Consider the following 16,670-nt stretch of genomic DNA (forward strand, 5'->3'; position numbering starts at 1 on the left):
ATTTATTTTAAGTGTTTTGGAAAGATGGCTTGCTCTGTTTTTCCCTTTGAAATTTTGGACCAGTCCTCTGTATTAAATATGATATGAACCAGTCCGGCGGTGGGAACGTTTTCAATATACTGATCTCCCCATGTATTTGCAAGCGAAGTGAACGCATAATTATGGCCAAAGAGCGCCACTACTTGGATGGTATTGTCCAGTTTCTCCACAAAACGTTGCACATTGTCCCCGGAAAAGTCATAGAGTGCCTTATCTACCCGAAATTGGTTTAGGTCAAAGTTCAGGTTTCGTAAACAGATCATGCTGGTGTGAAGCGCTCTGTTCGCTGGGCTGGAATATGCAAAATCTATTTTTGGCGCTTTGTTCTTAAAAGTGTTCGATACCAGATGGGCATCGTTGATACCCCTTTGAAGTAGCGGCCTATCCTTATCGGACACCTCATAGTCCCAAGAGGACTTTCCATGTCGCATCAATATCAGTTGTTTCATATTCGATTGAATTAGGGTGCCAAACGTTCTATTTTCCAGTTATAATCTTCTTGGAGGGTATATCTTATCCTGTCGTGAAGCCTGTTGGGTCTGCCTTGCCAAAATTCCAAGGAAATGGGGCGAACCAAATAACCTCCCCAGTATGAAGGTCTTGGGATTTCCTTCCCCTCATATTCTTTTTCCAAGGCTTCCAAATCCTTTTCCAAAGCTTCGCGTGATCCAATGACCTCGCTTTGATTGGAAACCACCGCTCCCAATTGGCTTCCCAAAGGTCTGGACTCAAAATATCCATCGGAAAGATTTTCCGCGATTTTTTCGGCTGTGCCCTTTATTATGACCTGGCGTTCCATATTGGGCCAAAAAAAGGACAAACAGACGGAGGGGTTACTTGCTATGGCCCTTCCTTTTTCGCTTTGGTAATTGGTGTAGAAAATAAACCCTTCATGGGTGAACTTTTTCATCAGCACCACCCTATTTTTAGGAAACCCATCCAAACCCATAGTAGAAATAGTCATGGCATTGGGTTCGTCCACTCCATTGGCTGCTTCCACCTCATAGAACCATTTTTGGAACTGTTCCATGGGATTTTCCTTAATGGTACTTTCCAATAAGGCTCTTTTTTCGTAGGATTTACGGTAGTCGCTCAAATCTTTCTGCATGATGTGAATTTCGTCAAAATTCAAATCTCAGCAAAGAATAGCGGTTGGAAAAGTTGTTTTATTTGTGTTAAGATACCTTCTCTAGATTTCAAAGGTTTTTCCATCATCTGCAAGAGCAACATTCGGGAACATTTTTAAAGCTTCCTCCCTAAAAAGCTCTATGGACTTATACCTAGTGGAGTAATGTCCCAGAATTAACTCTCCCACCTTGGCTTTCTTGGCAATTTGAGCCGCTTGCTTGGCTGTGGAATGCTTTGTTTTGGCACAAAGATGGGCTTCGGACTCTAGAAAAGTGGATTCATGATAGAGCACATCAACCTCTTTAATAATCGGCACAATGGATTCATTATAGGCCGTATCGCTACAGAATGCATAACTTTTTGGCTTTGGTGGATCCAACGTTAATTTGGCGTTGGCAATAGCCTCGCCATTTGGGGATACACCATCCATTCCTTTCTTGATGTTGTTGAACTGGCTGCGGTCCACACCCATTTTTTTGGCTGCTTCCACATTCAATGTTCTTGGAGCGGGCTTTTCCTGAAACACAAAGCCGTTGGTGTACACCCTATGATCCAGTGGAACGGTACTCACACTTACTTTTTCGTCTTCAAAAAGAAGTTCAGGTTCCTTAGTGTCCAATTCATGGAAAATAAGGGGAAAATTGGTCCAAGAATCCCCAAGCTTCAATAAAAGGGTAATGGCATTTTTTATTCCTTTTGGTCCATAAATATGCATTTCGTCCTCTCTTCCCAAAAGGCGAAAGGTTGAAATCAGCCCTGGTAAACCAAAAAAATGATCCCCATGAAGGTGCGATATAAAAATATGCTTGATTCTGGAGAATTTAAGTTTGTACTTTCTGAGTTGTACTTGGGTACCTTCTCCGCAATCGATTAAAAAAAGATGGTTTTTAATCTCTAATACCTGAGAAGTTGGATTGGTAAACGTTCTTGGAGTTGCGGAATAACATCCTAGAATGGTCAACTTCATAGATCCAAATCACGTTCAATTTCTTCCATTTCAATCAGGTCCTTTGCTTCTTGAATGGTTGGAACAACGCTGATTTCATCTGGAACATCATCATATGATACTTTGTTGGTAACCAATACAAAGGATTTCCCAGAACTCTTATGTGTATTTGAGATGTCCAAAAATTCCAAAATATCATCCGATGTTAACTTGGAAAAAGAAAATAGGTTAACAATAATGTGGTCATGCTTAAGCTTTGGATAAGCCTTGTTCAAATTTTCCATAAAAATGGAAAGAGAGGTCTTTTCTTGGAAAACAATGGTCGTTGTTCCTGCTTTGTCGAAAATCATCCTACTGAATTTTTGATGCCAATAAATATAATACTGCCATACGGATGGCCACTCCATTCTCCACTTGATGCAAGATAATGGACTGGTCTGAATCCGCCACATCACTTGTAATTTCCACTCCCCTGTTGATCGGGCCGGGGTGCATGATCACAATTTGCTTGTCCAAGGAGTCCAACAGCTGTCTGTTTACCCCAAATTGTTGGGTGTATTCACGTATGGAGGGAAAGTAGCTGATATCCATTCTTTCGTGTTGAACACGCAGCATATTGGCTACATCGCACCATTCCAATGCCTTTTTTAAATTGGTCTCCACAGTCACCCCTAATGATTCAATATATTTGGGCATCAGGGTTTTGGGGCCGCACACTTTTACATTGGCCCCTTGCAATTTTAGGGCAAAAATATTGGAAAGCGCCACTCTGGAGTGCAAAATATCACCCACAATCACTACATTCTTACCTCCCACGTCCCCCAATTTTTCACGAATGGAATACGAATCCAACAGGGCTTGGGTAGGATGTTCATGTGCGCCATCACCCGCATTGACAATCGCTGCCTTAACATGTTTGGACAGAAAAATTCCCGCTCCCGGGTTAGGGTGACGCATCACTACCAAGTCCACTTTCATGGACAAAATGTTGTTGACCGTATCAATGAGGGTTTCTCCTTTTTTTACTGAAGATTGGCCCGCAGAAAAATTGACAACATCTGCTGAAAGCCTTTTCTCGGCCAGCTCAAAAGAAAGTCGGGTACGGGTGCTGTTTTCAAAGAAAATATTGGCAATTGTAGTATCCCGCAAGGTAGGAACCTTTTTAATTGATCTGTTGATGACTTCCTTAAAATGGTCCGCCGTTTCAAAAATGAGCGCTATATCTTTTTTGTTCAGATACTTTATTCCCAGCAAGTGATTTACACTCAGTTCACTCATCTTAACTTATTTGCTTACTAAATATACCATATCCTCACCGTCATTTTCCTCCCACATTACCTTTACTTTTTCCTCATTGATGGCATCTACCTGTCGACCTCTATAATTAGGCTGAATAGGCAAATGCCTGCTAAAACGCCTGTCTATCAAAGTTAATAATTCAATGCTCTGGGGTCTGCCAAAAGATTGGATGGCCGTTAAGGCGGCTCGGATGCTTCTTCCTGTATAAAGTACGTCATCTATGAACACTACTTTCTTTTCCTCGACCAAAAAATTCATTTTGGTGGAATTGGCCTTGAGGATTTCCCCTCTTCCAAAATCGTCCCGAAAAAAAGTGATATCCAAGAATCCTAGGGCAATTTCTTTCACCTTGTACTCTTGCTTAAGTATTTTGGCCAAACGTTCGGCCAAAAAAACACCTCTCGGCTGTATGCCGATCAGGGCTGTATCCTTAAAATCCAAATGGTTTTCTAAAAGCTGACAGGCCAGCCGGTGCAGTATGATATTTATTTCTTTTGAAGTAAGCAGTACTTTTTGGCTCATATGCGTTGCGACCGACTCATTTGTATGCAAAAGTAAGCAATTCTTTAAAATGCCAACACCATAAAAAAAGCCCTGCTGTTTCCAGCAGGGCTTCTTGTATATTCAGGAAGGTTCTGATTACTTCTTTTTGGAATCAGCTTCCATTTTATCCTTCAATGCTTGCAATTGTGCATTGGCATCACCAAGGGTTGGTGCTGCTTCGTCAGACGAAGTAGACCTTTTCTTGGCAGCTCTGACATTTTTCTCTTCTTGCTCTCTAAAGATTGCGGTGTGGCTGGCCACAACACGCTTGAAATCCTTATTGAACTCGATGATCTTGAATTCAGCTTCTTCACCTTTCACAAGTTTTTTGCCATCTTCTTTCTCCAAGTGTCTTGATGGAACAAATCCAACAATATCCTCATTGAAGTCAATGGTAGCTCCTTTATCCACAATCTCTGCAATGGAAGCTTTGTGAATAGTACCTTCAGCAAACTCTTCGGAGTATTTGTCCCAAGGGTTTTCTGTGGTTTGCTTGTGACCTAGGCTCAACTTACGGCCTTCAACGTCCAATTCCAAAACTTCCACTTCCAAGGTATCACCAACGGCAACAAACTCGGATGGATGTTTGATTTTCTTGGTCCATGAAAGGTCAGAGATATAGATCAAACCATCGATACCTTCTTCCATTTCAACAAATACACCAAAGTTGGTAAAGTTCCTTACAATTCCTTTGTGTTTGGAACCAACTGGGTATTTAGTAGTGATATCGGTCCATGGGTCTGGAGTCAATTGCTTGATACCCAAAGACATTTTGCGATCTTCACGGTCCAAGGTAAGTACAACAGCCTCAACCTCATCACCAACGTTTACGAAATCCTGGGCAGAACGCAAGTGCGTAGACCAAGACATTTCAGAAACGTGGATCAATCCTTCCACACCTTCGGCCACTTCGATAAAGGCACCGTAATCAGCGATCACAACAACTTTACCTTTTACCTTGTCACCTACTTTGATCTCATCACCCAAGGCATCCCATGGGTGTTTCTCCAATTGTTTAAGACCCAATTGGATTCTTGATTTGTTATCATCGAAGTCAAGGATAACCACGTTCAATTTCTGATCCAACTCCACAACTTCGTTGGGGTGGTTGATACGGCTCCAAGAAAGGTCGGTAATATGGATCAATCCATCTACACCTCCAAGGTCGATAAATACCCCGTAAGACGTGATGTTTTTCACTACACCTTCCAATACCTGGCCTTTTTCCAATTGACCAATGATCTCTTTTTTCTGTTCTTCGATATCCGCTTCGATCAAGGCTTTGTGCGAAACCACTACGTTCTTGAACTCGTGGTTGATCTTCACTACCTTGAACTCCATGGTCTTACCTACATACTGATCGTAATCACGGATAGGCTTCACATCGATTTGCGAACCGGGCAAGAACGCCTCAATTCCAAAAACATCAACGATCATACCTCCTTTGGTACGACATTTAACAAAACCGGTAACGATTTCTTCTTTGTCGTGGGCCGCATTTACGCGATCCCAAGCCATAATGGTCCTAGCCTTTCTGTGTGAAAGTACCAATTGACCTGTCTTGTCCTCACGGATGTCTATTAGGACCTCAACTTTGTCACCTACTTTTAGGTCTGGGTTGTAACGGAACTCGTTCAATGAGATAACACCTTCAGACTTCGCATTGATGTCGATGATGGCCTCGCGATCGGTCATGTGGACCACGGTTCCTTCAACAACTTCCTCATCTGCGGTGTCCACAAAGTTCTCCTCAACCAAAGTTTCAAATTCCTTGAGTTTTTTATCGTCTACACGCTCAATTCCTTCTTCGTACTTGTCCCAATCAAAATTCTCAAGGTACTCCTTAGGGTCCTGTTGGGTCTGAACTTCTTCTTTTACTTCTGGTGCTGCTACAGTTTCTTCTACGGCAGCGCTTGTTTTTTCTTCAGCCATTTGCTGATTTAAATTTGTATTCCACGTTTTACAAGAGCGGGGCGATTCCGTGAAAGTGATTTATACTTGTTTTTTCTAATTCCTTTTTTCTCCTGATATTCGCCAAAAAGGAGTGCAAAATTACAATTAATCTTTTGATTTACAAAGTATCTAAGGCAAAGCTTTATCCCCAAAAAAGTATTACAAAAATTTAATGGTAAAACATTTCCATAATGGCTATCTTGAAAGCTCTAATTGTTAACTAAAAAAATACCATTATGAGTGTAAAAGCAAAGTATCAGCCTGTTTTGGACCTTGGTCTTAAATTGGGCATCAAGGACGGTGATGTTTCTGAGGAAAACGGTATCCTTAAAATAAAGGGAATGGCCTCAACACAGTATGAAAAGAACATCCTTTGGGACAAAATAAAAGAAATCGGTGGGGAGAAACCTTCCGATATCAAGGCCAATATCACTGTGGAGGATGATTCCGTATACCACAGACATACGGTAAAGAGTGGGGAATCCTTGAGCAAGATTGCCAAGCACTATTACGGCGACCCCATGAAGTATACCAAGATTTTTGATGCGAACACCAATATTTTAAAAAATCCGGATGTGATCCACCCCGATCAGGTGTTGGTGATCCCGAATTTGTAATGATTGTCTGTTCGAGCGCAGTCGAGAACATACAACCAACCAAAAAAAGACGCCCATATGGGCGTTTTTTTATTGATAACTGTTTTGTCCGTCAACTGAAAATCGTGTTCTACCAGCCCAAAAAGCTTATCCATCAATTCCATCTAGGTTATCATCCAAAAAAATGCGAACTTCACAAATCTGTTAAGATATAACCCACATAACAGATGTTTAAAAGGGAAACTTTGGATGTTACTTTCCTTTTACCTAAAAACAACTAAAACGACAACACCTTATGGACAACGATTTTCTGACACTGATAAAAAGAATAAAAGAAGTCAAAAACCTTGAAGAGTTGGACGATTTAAAGGAATTGAGCGAAAACTTTCTCAGGAATAAGAAACGCCAAGCCATTCTAACCTTATTGTCCATTTCTGAGGAAATGGGGGAAGAAGAGATTTTAAGTTCCATAAAAGACTTATCCGGTTATTTGGAAAGTATTGCCAAACAAGGGAATAAATAAAGGTTTATCAATACAAAACCAAGTATGGCATATTCATCTCGTTCTAGTGAAATCTGATTCTAAAAAACCTTGCTATATTTAAAAGTGTTGAACTCATTTCTGGCTCTTTTTGCCAAAATATCATTAAATGATATTTAGCTTAATAGTTCTATGCTGGTTGAAACAATCACTTTTCTATTAAAATTTACTTAAAAATCCAATATTACGTAACCAGTTACAATAATATTCATACATTTGCGTAACCAGTTACAAATATTTGAACAATGGATTTTTTACAACAAATAGGTTTTGCAGGATTGAACAGTAGAATAAAGCGTTTAAGTGATGAACTCTTATACAGCACCAGAGACTATTACAAAAATGCAGGGCTTGATATTGAACCTAATTGGCATTTAATTTTCTTGCTTTTAGAAAAGCATGAATCCTTTACGATTACCGAAATCTCCCAAGAATTGAGAATGTCGCATCCTGCTTGTGTAAAAATCATCAATAAAATGAAGAAAAAGAATTACATCGATACCAAAACGGATAAAGATGACTCACGAAAACAACTTTTAGAGCTATCTGATAAAGCCAAAAATAAACTACCGGAGTTTCACAAACACTGGGGCGCCTGTATAAAAACAACCGAAGAACTCATTGAAAAAAGCCCCTATTTTATTCGAGATTTGTCAGAATTTGAAAACTTATTAACTGAAAAAAATTATATGGAAAGGACATTAAGAAATTTCAATGAATTATGACTTTAGTAACAGAAACATTAGGGTATTTGGCAATTGCAACAGGATTTTTTGCCATCACAAAAAAAGATATGGGTTCTTTTCGCTTATGGCATCTTCTTTCAAGTTTTTTCTATATTATTTATGGGTTTCTACTACAATCAAGCCCGTTAATCATTGCTGGTATTATTTTCTGCATCATACATCTTTATCATATAAGAAAATTGAAAATAGATACTAAGAACAAAGCACAAACATTATGATAAAAGTATTTATTGCGGGCGGAACAGGTTGGGCTGGTTCAGCATTGAGCAAAGGCGTTTTTAACAGCCTAAATATGGAACTTGTTGGAGCAATATCGCGAAAACACAAAGGACTAAACTTGGGCAAAGTTCTAGATTTGGGTTCGGCAAATATTCCAATTTATGACAATATAGAAACGGCTTTGAACGAAACCGATTTTGACGTTCTTGTAGAATATACAAAACCAAATATTGCCAAAACAAACATTCTATCGGCACTTAAAAAAGGAAAAAAAGTTGTTATCGGAACTTCAGGGCTGACGGAAACAGATTATGCCGAAATTGAGAAAGTTGCCAATGAAAATAATACTTCGGTTTTGGCAGTTGGCAATTTTGCGATAACGGTTGTTCTACTTCAAAAGTTTTCGGAAATGGCGGCAAAATATATTCCCAATTTTGAAATTATCGATTATACCCACGAAGATAAAATTGATGCCCCGAGTGGAACAGCAAGGGAATTGGCATACCGACTTTCAAAAGTCCAAAAACCGAACAAATTCGTAACCGAAGAGAAATTAATTGGTGAAAAATCAAGTCGTGGAGCAAATCTAAATGATGTTCAAGTCCATTCGGTCAGACTTCCAGGGCATGTTATTTCTATAGAAACAATTTTCGGACTTAAAGACGAGAAACTATCCATTAGACACGATTCGGGAACGAGTGCTGAACCATATGTAAAAGGCGGTCTTTTGGCAATCGAAAAAATTGGAACATTTAAAGGATTAAAAAGGGGGCTTGATACTGTAATGGAATTTTAAAAAATGTGCACAAAACCCTATTTAAATTACCGATAAGTGCAACTCAAAAACCATCTTTCCCTTACCCCTGCTTCGCGATCACCCGTTGGGAAAAGTCGTAAATGCGTTCAAACTGTTCTTCCAAGCCCATATCGCTATTGTCAAACTCAATGGCATCCTTGGCTTTTTGTAGCGGGGATATGCTCCGGGTAGAGTCTATCCGGTCCCGTTCCTGTACGTTTTTCAATACCTCCTCAAAGGTCACCTGCTCCCCCTTGTCCAACAATTCCTTGTAGCGTCTTGTGGCCCTGATCTCTGGGGAGGCGGTCATAAACAGTTTTAGCTCGGCATCCGGGAACACCACGGTACCAATGTCACGGCCATCCATAACAATGCCCTTGTCCTTGCCCATTTGCTGCTGCATTTCCACCAACTTGGTACGCACCTCGCCAATGGCGGCCACTTTGCTGACCTGCCCGGATACCCTCATGGTCCGGATTTCCTCTTCCACATTTTGGCCGTTCAAGTACATATCGGATTTTCCAGAATCGGGGTTGGGCACAAACTTCAACTCCATTTCGGGCAAATGCGTGATCAATTCGGGGATATTGTCCTCCCCATCCACAAATCCATGGTCAAGGGCAAACAAGGCCACGGCCCGGTACATGGCACCGGTATCCACATAAATATAGTTCAAGGCTTTGGCCAAACGCTTGGCAATGGTACTTTTTCCAGTGGAAGAATAGCCATCAATGGCTATGGTGATTTTTTTCATGCCGCAAAAATAGGTAGAAAAGGTTTTACCGAATCATGACATCTGTCATTCCATTATAGGGTTTTGGCATTTTTCACCTTTTGCTTGGTGATGGCAATGTCAATTACCTCGCTCATATCAGTTACGTAATGGAATGTCAATCCTTTTAGATATTCTTCCTTAATTTCTTCAATATCCTTTCTGTTATCAGCACAAAGAATGATTTCCTTAATCCGTGCGCGTTTTGCCGCCAAGATTTTCTCCTTGATTCCGCCAACAGGCAATACTTTACCTCTCAAGGTAATCTCGCCGGTCATGGCCAAGCTTTTCTTCACCTTGCGTTGGGTAAACAGCGACACCAAAGAAGTCAACATGGTAATCCCAGCACTAGGTCCATCCTTGGGTGTTGCCCCTTCGGGAACGTGGATGTGCACATTGTACTTTTCAAACACATTGGGATCCATGCCAAAAGCCTCGGCATTGGATTTTATGTATTCCATGGCAATGGTGGCCGATTCCTTCATCACTTTACCAAGGTTTCCTGTGATGTTCAGGGTACCTTTCCCTTTGGACAAAATGGATTCTATAAAGAGGATATCGCCTCCAACACTGGTCCATGCCAATCCCGTGACCACCCCGGCCACATCGTTGTTCTCATATTTATCGCGTTCCAATCGTGCAGGTCCCAATATCTTTTCTACATCCTCATTGGTAACCTTAATGTTGTATTCTTCCTCTATGGCGATGGACTTTGCGGCATACCGTACCATTTTGGCCAGTTGCTTTTCCAATCCACGTACCCCGGATTCACGGGTATAGCCCTCCACGATTTTCTCCAACTGGCGTTTGCCGATCTTCAAATCGTTGATGGACAGTCCGTGTTCCTTCAATTGTTTGGGCAGCAAATGCCTTTTGGCGATTTCCACCTTTTCTTCAATGGTGTATCCTGTCACATTGATGATCTCCATCCGGTCGCGCAATGCAGGCTGAATGGTGGCCAGATTGTTGGCCGTGGCGATGAACATCACTTTGGATAGGTCATACCCCATCTCCAAGAAATTATCGTGGAACTCGGCATTCTGCTCTGGGTCCAATACCTCCAGCATGGCAGAGGACGGGTCCCCCTGATGACTGTTGGAAAGTTTATCGATCTCATCCAGTATAAAAACAGGGTTCGATGTCCCGGCTTTTTTCAAGCTTTGGATGATACGACCGGGCATGGCCCCGATATAGGTTTTTCGGTGACCGCGAATCTCCGCTTCGTCCCGAAGTCCACCCAAGGACATACGCACATATTCCCTGCCCAAAGCCTCGGCCACAGATTTACCCAAAGAGGTCTTCCCCACTCCGGGAGGGCCATATAGACAAAGGATGGGCGATTTCATATCGTTTCGAAGCTTCAAAACCGCCAAATACTCAATGATCCTACGTTTTACATCCTCAAGACCGTAATGGTCACGGTCCAAAATCTGCTGGGCACGTTTTAAATCAAATTTATCCTTGGAGAATTCGTTCCAAGGCAGATCCAATATCAAATCCAGATAATTGCGCTGGATGGAATACTCGGCCACTTGGGGATTCATACGTTGCATTTTGGCCAATTCCTTCTCGAAATGCTCCTTGACCTTTTTGCTCCATTTCTTCTTTTTGGCCTTAACCCGCATTTCCTCCACTTCTTCTTCATAGGACATGCCACCCAACTCTTCTTGAATGGTCTTCATTTGTTGGTGAAGGAAATATTCGCGCTGTTGTTGGTCCATGTCGCTACGAACCTTGGACTGGATATCGTTCTTCAATTCCAGTTTTTGAAGCTCCATGTTCATATACCGTAGCGTGGCCAAGGCCCTATCCTGCAAATTCGGGATTTCCAGAAGTTGCTGTTTTTCGGCAACTGTTAAATTAAGGTTGGACGAAACAAAATTGATCAAGAACGAATTGCTCTGGATATTCTTGATCGCAAAAGTGGCCTCGCTGGGAATATTGGGGTTGTCCTTGATAATCTTAAAGGCCAATTCCTTGATGGAATCAATAATAGCCCCAAATTCCTCACTTTTCTCATCAGGTCGCACCTCAGTAGCCTCTTTCACTTTGGCGGTCAAATAGGGTTTTTCGGAAATAACCTGCTCTATTTGAAAACGTTTTTTTCCTTGAATGATCACCGTGGTATTCCCGTCGGGCATTTGGAGTACCCGTAAAATACGTGCAACCGTTCCCAAGGTATTAATATCGTCCACACCAGGATTTTCGGTCTCCTCATCTTTTTGGGAAACCACCCCAATGGTCTTTGAGCCATTATTGGCATCACGGATCAGGTTAATGGATTTATCCCTACCCGCTGTTATTGGAATAACCACCCCGGGGAACAACACCGTATTTCTCAGGGGAAGCACGGGCAATGTTTCCGGCAAACTTTCTCGATTCATCTGTTCCTCATCCTCTGGGGTAAGCAACGGAATCAATTCGGCATCCTCATCCAAGCCTTGAAAGTCTATATTGTCAAAATTTGAAATTTTTATCTCTCCCATATCCTATTTTCGGTCATTTTGTCATAAACGACAAAAACAATTCACTTTTTTTGCATCGTTTCTCCCATTTAAACTCCTAAAAATCAACAACTAAAAAGGAAAAACGATTTTTTTACAATTGTTAAAAGGCAATTCCTGTGCCATTAAAATTTAAAAATTCCAAAAAAAGTGTAACAATTGATAAATTCATACCTCTATAAGACAAACCATTCATTTTTTGAGCCACCAAAATGAACATATTGACGCACTGCTGGAGCTGTGCCTAAAAGGCAAACAAAGTGCACAAATGGAGATTTACAATCGGTACTACAAGGCCATGTTCAACACGGCATACCGGATTGTAAAAGACTCGGCCGAAGCGGAAGATGTAATGCAGGAATCGTTCTTGAGCGCGTTCACGAAACTGCACACATTTAAAGGGGAGGTCACTTTTGGCGCATGGTTAAAGCGGATCGTGATCAATAACAGCATTTATCAGTACAAAAAGCAGCAAAAAACAAGGGCTGTGGACTTGGATGACATAATGTACAAGGTCGAAGATAATGATGAAGTTGCTCCGGACCACAATGGTTATACAGAACTGAAGGCTCAAAAAGTAATGGAAACCATGAAAAGTTTGAAAGACAATTACAGAGTTTCTTTGACCTTACATTTAATTGAAGGTTACGATTATGAAGAAATCAGTGAGATTATGAATATAAGCTACGCTAATTGCAGGACCACCATATCAAGGGCCAAGGAAAGCTTACGTAAAAAATTGAACCAAAACGTTTTGCCATGAAAAAGGATACTATAGACCAACTGTTTGAGAGGCTACACGGACAATTTGACCTTGAAGAACCCCAAAGTGGGCATCAGGGGCGGTTTTTGGAGAAATTGAACCAAGACAAGGGCACAATTTCCCTGAACAAAAAGAAAATGAACTGGTGGAAGCCTTTATCCATTGCAGCATCCATTGCGCTGATCGGCGTACTGTCCTTTCAGGCATTTGGACCAAAGCCCAGCTTGAAAGAGCAAGTGGTCAAGATCGCTCCAGAGGTTTCCCAGACCGAGTTTTACTTTGCCAACCTCATTGAACAACAGGTACAACAGTTGGAGAGTGAAAAATCGCCCGAAACGGCCCAATTGGTGGATGACACCTTATTTCAGTTGCAAAAACTAAAAAACGACTATGAATCCCTGGAAGAGGATTTGGTCAATGGCGGCGACAGTAAAATTATTTTGAATGCCATGATCACCAACTTCCAGACCCGTATAGATTTATTAAAAGAGGTACTGAACCAAATAGAAAATATTAAAAATTTAAATTCATTCAATGATGAAAACATTACGATATAAAGTTACCCTTTTGGCCTTGGCCTTACTTCCTCTTGCACTATGTGCAGGTACGGGGGAGATGGAAGGCAAGTACACCAAGGAGAAGACCATTAAGAAAGAGTTCAACGTAAACTCCGATGCGCTCTTTAAAGTGAACAACAGCTATGGCAACCTCAACATTACCTCATGGAATGAAAACCGGGTGGTCATCGAGGTCAATATCAAGACCAATGGCAATGACGAAGATCGTGTACAGGAGCGATTGGATGAGATTGATGTGGACTTTGAGAACAGCTCCAGCATGGTATCGGCCCGCACCCTCTTTGGGGACCGTGGCAGCAGCTGGGGATGGAACTGGGGCAAGCGCAGAAATGTAAATGTCCAAGTGAACTATACCATCAAGCTCCCTGTAAAGAACAGTGTAAACTTGAGCAATGACTATGGAAACATCTTCTTGGACCGCATAGACGGACACGCCAAGATAAAATGTGATTATGGTAAAATTGATGTGGGTGAGCTGCGGGGCCGAAACAACGAGCTTAAGTTCGACTATACTTCTAGATCTACCTTCGACTACATTAACAGTGGTGAAATTGTTGCTGATTACTCAGGCTTCACCATCCAAAAAGCCGGAAACTTGCGTATTAGGGCCGATTATACCAATGCGGTCATAGAGGAAATGGGAGATTTGGACTATTCCAGCGATTATGGGTCCATAGAAGTGAACAATGTCAAAAACGTGTCTGGAAATGGGGATTACATTGGAGTGAAATTGGGAGAAATCCATGGCAATGTTTCCATTACCGGGGATTATGGCTCCTTAAAAATAGATCAACTGGCCCCTGATGCCGGTGATGTAACCATCAGAACGGACTATACAGGGATAAAAATAGGATACCATCCCGAGTATGCTTTTGATTTTGAAATCAGGACGGAATACGCTGGGGTAAGTGGCAAGGATGATTTTGAGCTGAACATCAGTATAGAAAAATCACATGAAAAATATTTCAAGGGATATTACGGAAAAGAAAACTCTGGTAACATGGTAAACATTACCAGTGACTATGGAGGCATCACTTTCTATCAGAATTAATAAGTCGAATCAAAAAACAAAACTAAAAAACACCATCATGAAAAAACTCATCACACTGACACTGGCTTTTTGTTCAGTAATTGCAACCAATGCCCAATGGGGAAAACGAATCCATGGGGACGGCAATGTAGTAACCATTGAACGTTCCGTGGGTAATTATGAAGAAGTGGCCTTGGCCGGTTGGTTCGATGTGGACCTTGTATCAGGAAATGAAGGCGAACTTACCCTTGAAGGAGAATCCAATCTTTTGGAACACATTAAAACCGAAGTAAAGAATGGCACCCTGCTCATTAAAGTTGAAAAAGGGGTAAATCTAAAGCCTTCCTCATGGGGAAAGGGAATTCGTATCACCGTACCCGTTGAATCCATAAATTCGGTCACCCTGTCAGGTTCAGGAGATATTGTGGGCAAAACTACCTTGGTCACGGATAGGTTCAGTACGCGGATTTCTGGGTCTGGAGATATTTCCTTGACCGTGGAGGCCAAAAGTGTTGATGCTGCCTTATCAGGTTCAGGGGACATCAACCTAACTGGAAAAACCACCGATTTGGATATTCAAGTATCTGGTTCTGGGGACGTAAAGGCCTATGAACTTGATGCCGATTTTGTTACCATCGCTGTATCCGGTTCTGCCGATGTGAGGGTGACCGCAAATCAGTCCATTGATGCCCGGGTATCGGGGTCTGGGGATATCAGTTACCGAGGCAATCCCAAAAAAATTAACAGCAAATCATCAGGTTCCGGGGATATTTCAAAAGGATAACGGAGTTTAGCCATCAATCAATAAATTGTAAAAGCCCCGACATGTAGATGTCGGGGCTTTTGCATATGGCGTACGGTGTTTTTTATTTTTTGATGCTATTGACCCTTGTGAGTAGATAAATCCCCATTAAAAAGAACAAGCCCAAAAATATGGTACTGTTTCGCATGCTTCCCGTAAGTTGGGCCACTGCCCCATATAAAAATGTACCAATGATGATTCCTATTTTTTCGGCCACATCATAAAAACTGAAAAAAGAGGTGGTATCGGTAGTCTCCGGCAAAAACTTGGAATATGTGGATCGGGACAAGGCTTGGATTCCTCCCATTACCACACCAACAAAACCTGCTGCTATGTAAAAATCCATAGGGGTTTGCAAGAAATAGGCATACACACACAAGGCCACCCAAATGCAATTGATGACCATAAGAGTATTAATGTTTCCATACTTTTTTGAAACCTTTGCAGTGACTGTAGCTCCAAAAATGGCTACAATCTGAATCACCAGAATACTGATGATCAACCCTGTGGTACGCTCACTATCGGTCCCCCAATTGATTTCCTCTTCACCAAAATAGGTAGCGATAAGCATAATGGTCTGTACGGCCATACTATACACAAAGAAGGCTCCCAGATACCGTTTCAACCTTACGTTTTCACCTAATTGATGCCAAACACTCTTTAATTCCTTGAAGCCGTTGAGTACAATATTTTTTCGTTCACCTTCCCGTTTGTAACCTTTAGGTAGATGGGCAAAAGTGTACTGACTGAAAAGTATCCACCATATCCCTACTGAGATGAAGGAATATTTCATCGCCTTAATCTCGGCCACTTCGCCACCATTGTCCGTAATACCAAACACATCTGGCTTCATCACCATGGCCAAATTGAACACAAGCAAAATGACACTGCCCACGTATCCCAAAGAAAATCCTTTCGCACTGATTCCATCCTGTTGTTCGGGGAAGGCAATATCTGGCAAGTAGGAGTTGTTTATGGCGAAGCTCACCCAAAATCCCACCAAACCAAAGAAATAGCATATCAACCCAAAATAGATGTTTTCCAAGGAAAACCAATACAATCCAATACACGACAAGGCGCCGAGGTAACAGAAAAATTTTAGGAACAATCTTTTGTTCCCCAGATAATCCGCAATACCGGAAACCAGCGGGGTAACAATGGCAATAAATACAAAGGCCAAGGAAGTTACGTAGCTGATTAAGGGAGCCCGTGCAATTTCGCCCCCAAATATCATAACTTTTTCAATCCCGGCAACCCGGAACAAGGCCCCATAAAAAATGGGGAAAATGGCTGAGGAAATCACCAAACTGTATACAGAATTGGCCCAGTCGTAAAAGGCCCAAGCGTTCAATAACTTTTTACTTCCTTTCAATGCCAATGCTTGTGCCATGTGTTGTTTTTAAAAAAAGAAGATG

The 16,670-nt window shown here is 41.6% G+C and carries 19 protein-coding genes; 9 read left to right on the forward strand and 10 right to left on the reverse strand.

Annotated elements, in window-relative coordinates; translation table 11 throughout:
* Positions 1-2: 2 nt before the first annotated feature.
* From ACP14V_RS11055 to rpsA, 7 genes are all read right to left on the reverse strand, one after another.
* Positions 3-488 (reverse strand): SixA phosphatase family protein, encoded by a 486-nt coding sequence (locus ACP14V_RS11055; protein WP_272610588.1) that lies wholly within the window; start codon positions 486-488, stop codon positions 3-5.
* A gap of 11 nt (positions 489-499) precedes the next feature.
* A complete protein-coding gene (gene pdxH, locus ACP14V_RS11060; RefSeq protein ID WP_136566784.1) occupies positions 500-1,147 on the reverse strand; it encodes a pyridoxamine 5'-phosphate oxidase in 648 nt (215 codons plus the stop codon).
* Positions 1,148-1,228: 81 nt separating this feature from the next.
* On the reverse strand, positions 1,229-2,134 hold the full coding sequence (locus ACP14V_RS11065; RefSeq protein ID WP_272610589.1) for a ribonuclease Z: 906 nt from the start codon (positions 2,132-2,134) through the stop codon (positions 1,229-1,231).
* On the reverse strand, positions 2,131-2,463 hold the full coding sequence (locus ACP14V_RS11070) for a ribonuclease Z (protein WP_272610590.1): 333 nt from the start codon (positions 2,461-2,463) through the stop codon (positions 2,131-2,133). Before ACP14V_RS11070 ends, ACP14V_RS11065 begins: the two co-directional genes overlap by 4 nt.
* A gap of 1 nt (position 2,464) precedes the next feature.
* On the reverse strand, positions 2,465-3,391 hold the full coding sequence (locus ACP14V_RS11075; protein WP_136566787.1) for an aspartate carbamoyltransferase catalytic subunit: 927 nt from the start codon (positions 3,389-3,391) through the stop codon (positions 2,465-2,467).
* 6 nt (positions 3,392-3,397) lie between these two features.
* Positions 3,398-3,934: a bifunctional pyr operon transcriptional regulator/uracil phosphoribosyltransferase PyrR gene (gene pyrR / locus ACP14V_RS11080; protein ID WP_136566788.1), complete on the reverse strand. Its 537-nt coding sequence runs from the start codon at positions 3,932-3,934 to the stop codon at positions 3,398-3,400.
* A gap of 117 nt (positions 3,935-4,051) precedes the next feature.
* A complete protein-coding gene (gene rpsA / locus ACP14V_RS11085; RefSeq protein WP_136566789.1) occupies positions 4,052-5,887 on the reverse strand; it encodes a 30S ribosomal protein S1 in 1,836 nt (611 codons plus the stop codon).
* Positions 5,888-6,144: 257 nt separating this feature from the next.
* Between rpsA and ACP14V_RS11090 the strand changes: the two genes are divergently transcribed.
* From ACP14V_RS11090 to dapB, 5 genes are all read left to right on the forward strand, one after another.
* Complete coding sequence (locus tag ACP14V_RS11090; protein ID WP_272610591.1) at positions 6,145-6,525, forward strand: LysM peptidoglycan-binding domain-containing protein; 381 nt, start codon at positions 6,145-6,147, stop codon at positions 6,523-6,525.
* 274 nt (positions 6,526-6,799) lie between these two features.
* Positions 6,800-7,027: a hypothetical protein gene (locus tag ACP14V_RS11095; RefSeq protein WP_272610592.1), complete on the forward strand. Its 228-nt coding sequence runs from the start codon at positions 6,800-6,802 to the stop codon at positions 7,025-7,027.
* A 263-nt stretch (positions 7,028-7,290) separates the two neighbouring features.
* On the forward strand, positions 7,291-7,770 hold the full coding sequence (locus ACP14V_RS11100) for a MarR family transcriptional regulator (RefSeq protein WP_272610593.1): 480 nt from the start codon (positions 7,291-7,293) through the stop codon (positions 7,768-7,770).
* Positions 7,767-8,009, forward strand: coding sequence for a YgjV family protein (locus ACP14V_RS11105; protein WP_409557937.1), 243 nt, complete (start codon positions 7,767-7,769; stop codon positions 8,007-8,009). Before ACP14V_RS11100 ends, ACP14V_RS11105 begins: the two co-directional genes overlap by 4 nt.
* Complete coding sequence (gene dapB / locus ACP14V_RS11110; protein WP_272610594.1) at positions 8,006-8,806, forward strand: 4-hydroxy-tetrahydrodipicolinate reductase; 801 nt, start codon at positions 8,006-8,008, stop codon at positions 8,804-8,806. Before ACP14V_RS11105 ends, dapB begins: the two co-directional genes overlap by 4 nt.
* A gap of 61 nt (positions 8,807-8,867) precedes the next feature.
* On the opposite strand, the gene cmk is transcribed toward dapB, so the two are convergent.
* Positions 8,868-9,560 carry a (d)CMP kinase gene (gene cmk / locus ACP14V_RS11115; RefSeq protein WP_152129972.1) on the reverse strand — a complete coding sequence of 231 codons (693 nt, stop codon included), beginning with the start codon at positions 9,558-9,560 and terminating at the stop codon, positions 8,868-8,870.
* A 53-nt stretch (positions 9,561-9,613) separates the two neighbouring features.
* Positions 9,614-12,064, reverse strand: coding sequence for an endopeptidase La (gene lon, locus ACP14V_RS11120; protein WP_272610595.1), 2,451 nt, complete (start codon positions 12,062-12,064; stop codon positions 9,614-9,616).
* Positions 12,065-12,281: 217 nt separating this feature from the next.
* Here lon and ACP14V_RS11125 point away from each other — a divergent pair, with 217 nt between their 5' ends.
* Genes ACP14V_RS11125 through ACP14V_RS11140 form a run of 4 tightly spaced genes read left to right on the forward strand, consistent with a single transcriptional unit; the run spans position 12,282 to position 15,237 of the window.
* Entirely contained in the window at positions 12,282-12,845 is a 564-nt protein-coding gene (locus ACP14V_RS11125) for an RNA polymerase sigma factor (protein ID WP_272610596.1), read from the forward strand.
* A complete protein-coding gene (locus ACP14V_RS11130) occupies positions 12,842-13,402 on the forward strand; it encodes a hypothetical protein (protein WP_136566796.1) in 561 nt (186 codons plus the stop codon). Before ACP14V_RS11125 ends, ACP14V_RS11130 begins: the two co-directional genes overlap by 4 nt.
* Positions 13,383-14,474 (forward strand): hypothetical protein, encoded by a 1,092-nt coding sequence (locus tag ACP14V_RS11135; protein ID WP_272610658.1) that lies wholly within the window; start codon positions 13,383-13,385, stop codon positions 14,472-14,474. The genes ACP14V_RS11130 and ACP14V_RS11135 overlap by 20 nt, the downstream gene beginning before the upstream one ends.
* Positions 14,475-14,511: 37 nt before the next feature.
* Complete coding sequence (locus ACP14V_RS11140) at positions 14,512-15,237, forward strand: head GIN domain-containing protein (RefSeq protein ID WP_272610597.1); 726 nt, start codon at positions 14,512-14,514, stop codon at positions 15,235-15,237.
* An 82-nt stretch (positions 15,238-15,319) separates the two neighbouring features.
* On the opposite strand, the gene ACP14V_RS11145 is transcribed toward ACP14V_RS11140, so the two are convergent.
* Entirely contained in the window at positions 15,320-16,645 is a 1,326-nt protein-coding gene (locus ACP14V_RS11145; protein ID WP_136566798.1) for an MFS transporter, read from the reverse strand.
* Between the last annotated feature and the right edge of the window lie 25 nt (positions 16,646-16,670).

It is taken from the genome of Flagellimonas alvinocaridis, assembly GCF_965248585.1.
GTDB lineage: Bacteria > Bacteroidota > Bacteroidia > Flavobacteriales > Flavobacteriaceae > Flagellimonas > Flagellimonas alvinocaridis.

Bases quoted from the DNA above. Each gene is read 5' to 3' on its own strand.
- ACP14V_RS11070 (WP_272610590.1), bottom strand. From the start codon at position 2,463: ATGATTTTCGACAAAGCAGGAACAACGACCATTGTTTTCCAAGAAAAG.
- cmk (WP_152129972.1), bottom strand. From the start codon at position 9,560: ATGAAAAAAATCACCATAGCCATTGATGGCTATTCTTCCACTGGAAAA.
- ACP14V_RS11090 (WP_272610591.1), top strand. From the start codon at position 6,145: ATGAGTGTAAAAGCAAAGTATCAGCCTGTTTTGGACCTTGGTCTTAAA.
- ACP14V_RS11100 (WP_272610593.1), top strand. From the start codon at position 7,291: ATGGATTTTTTACAACAAATAGGTTTTGCAGGATTGAACAGTAGAATA.
- ACP14V_RS11095 (WP_272610592.1), top strand. From the start codon at position 6,800: ATGGACAACGATTTTCTGACACTGATAAAAAGAATAAAAGAAGTCAAA.
- ACP14V_RS11130 (WP_136566796.1), top strand. From the start codon at position 12,842: ATGAAAAAGGATACTATAGACCAACTGTTTGAGAGGCTACACGGACAA.
- ACP14V_RS11145 (WP_136566798.1), bottom strand. From the start codon at position 16,645: ATGGCACAAGCATTGGCATTGAAAGGAAGTAAAAAGTTATTGAACGCT.
- rpsA (WP_136566789.1), bottom strand. From the start codon at position 5,887: ATGGCTGAAGAAAAAACAAGCGCTGCCGTAGAAGAAACTGTAGCAGCA.
- pdxH (WP_136566784.1), bottom strand. From the start codon at position 1,147: ATGCAGAAAGATTTGAGCGACTACCGTAAATCCTACGAAAAAAGAGCC.
- ACP14V_RS11065 (WP_272610589.1), bottom strand. From the start codon at position 2,134: ATGAAGTTGACCATTCTAGGATGTTATTCCGCAACTCCAAGAACGTTT.
- dapB (WP_272610594.1), top strand. From the start codon at position 8,006: ATGATAAAAGTATTTATTGCGGGCGGAACAGGTTGGGCTGGTTCAGCA.
- pyrR (WP_136566788.1), bottom strand. From the start codon at position 3,934: ATGAGCCAAAAAGTACTGCTTACTTCAAAAGAAATAAATATCATACTG.
- ACP14V_RS11135 (WP_272610658.1), top strand. From the start codon at position 13,383: ATGAAAACATTACGATATAAAGTTACCCTTTTGGCCTTGGCCTTACTT.
- ACP14V_RS11140 (WP_272610597.1), top strand. From the start codon at position 14,512: ATGAAAAAACTCATCACACTGACACTGGCTTTTTGTTCAGTAATTGCA.
- ACP14V_RS11055 (WP_272610588.1), bottom strand. From the start codon at position 488: ATGAAACAACTGATATTGATGCGACATGGAAAGTCCTCTTGGGACTAT.
- lon (WP_272610595.1), bottom strand. From the start codon at position 12,064: ATGGGAGAGATAAAAATTTCAAATTTTGACAATATAGACTTTCAAGGC.
- ACP14V_RS11105 (WP_409557937.1), top strand. From the start codon at position 7,767: ATGACTTTAGTAACAGAAACATTAGGGTATTTGGCAATTGCAACAGGA.
- ACP14V_RS11075 (WP_136566787.1), bottom strand. From the start codon at position 3,391: ATGAGTGAACTGAGTGTAAATCACTTGCTGGGAATAAAGTATCTGAAC.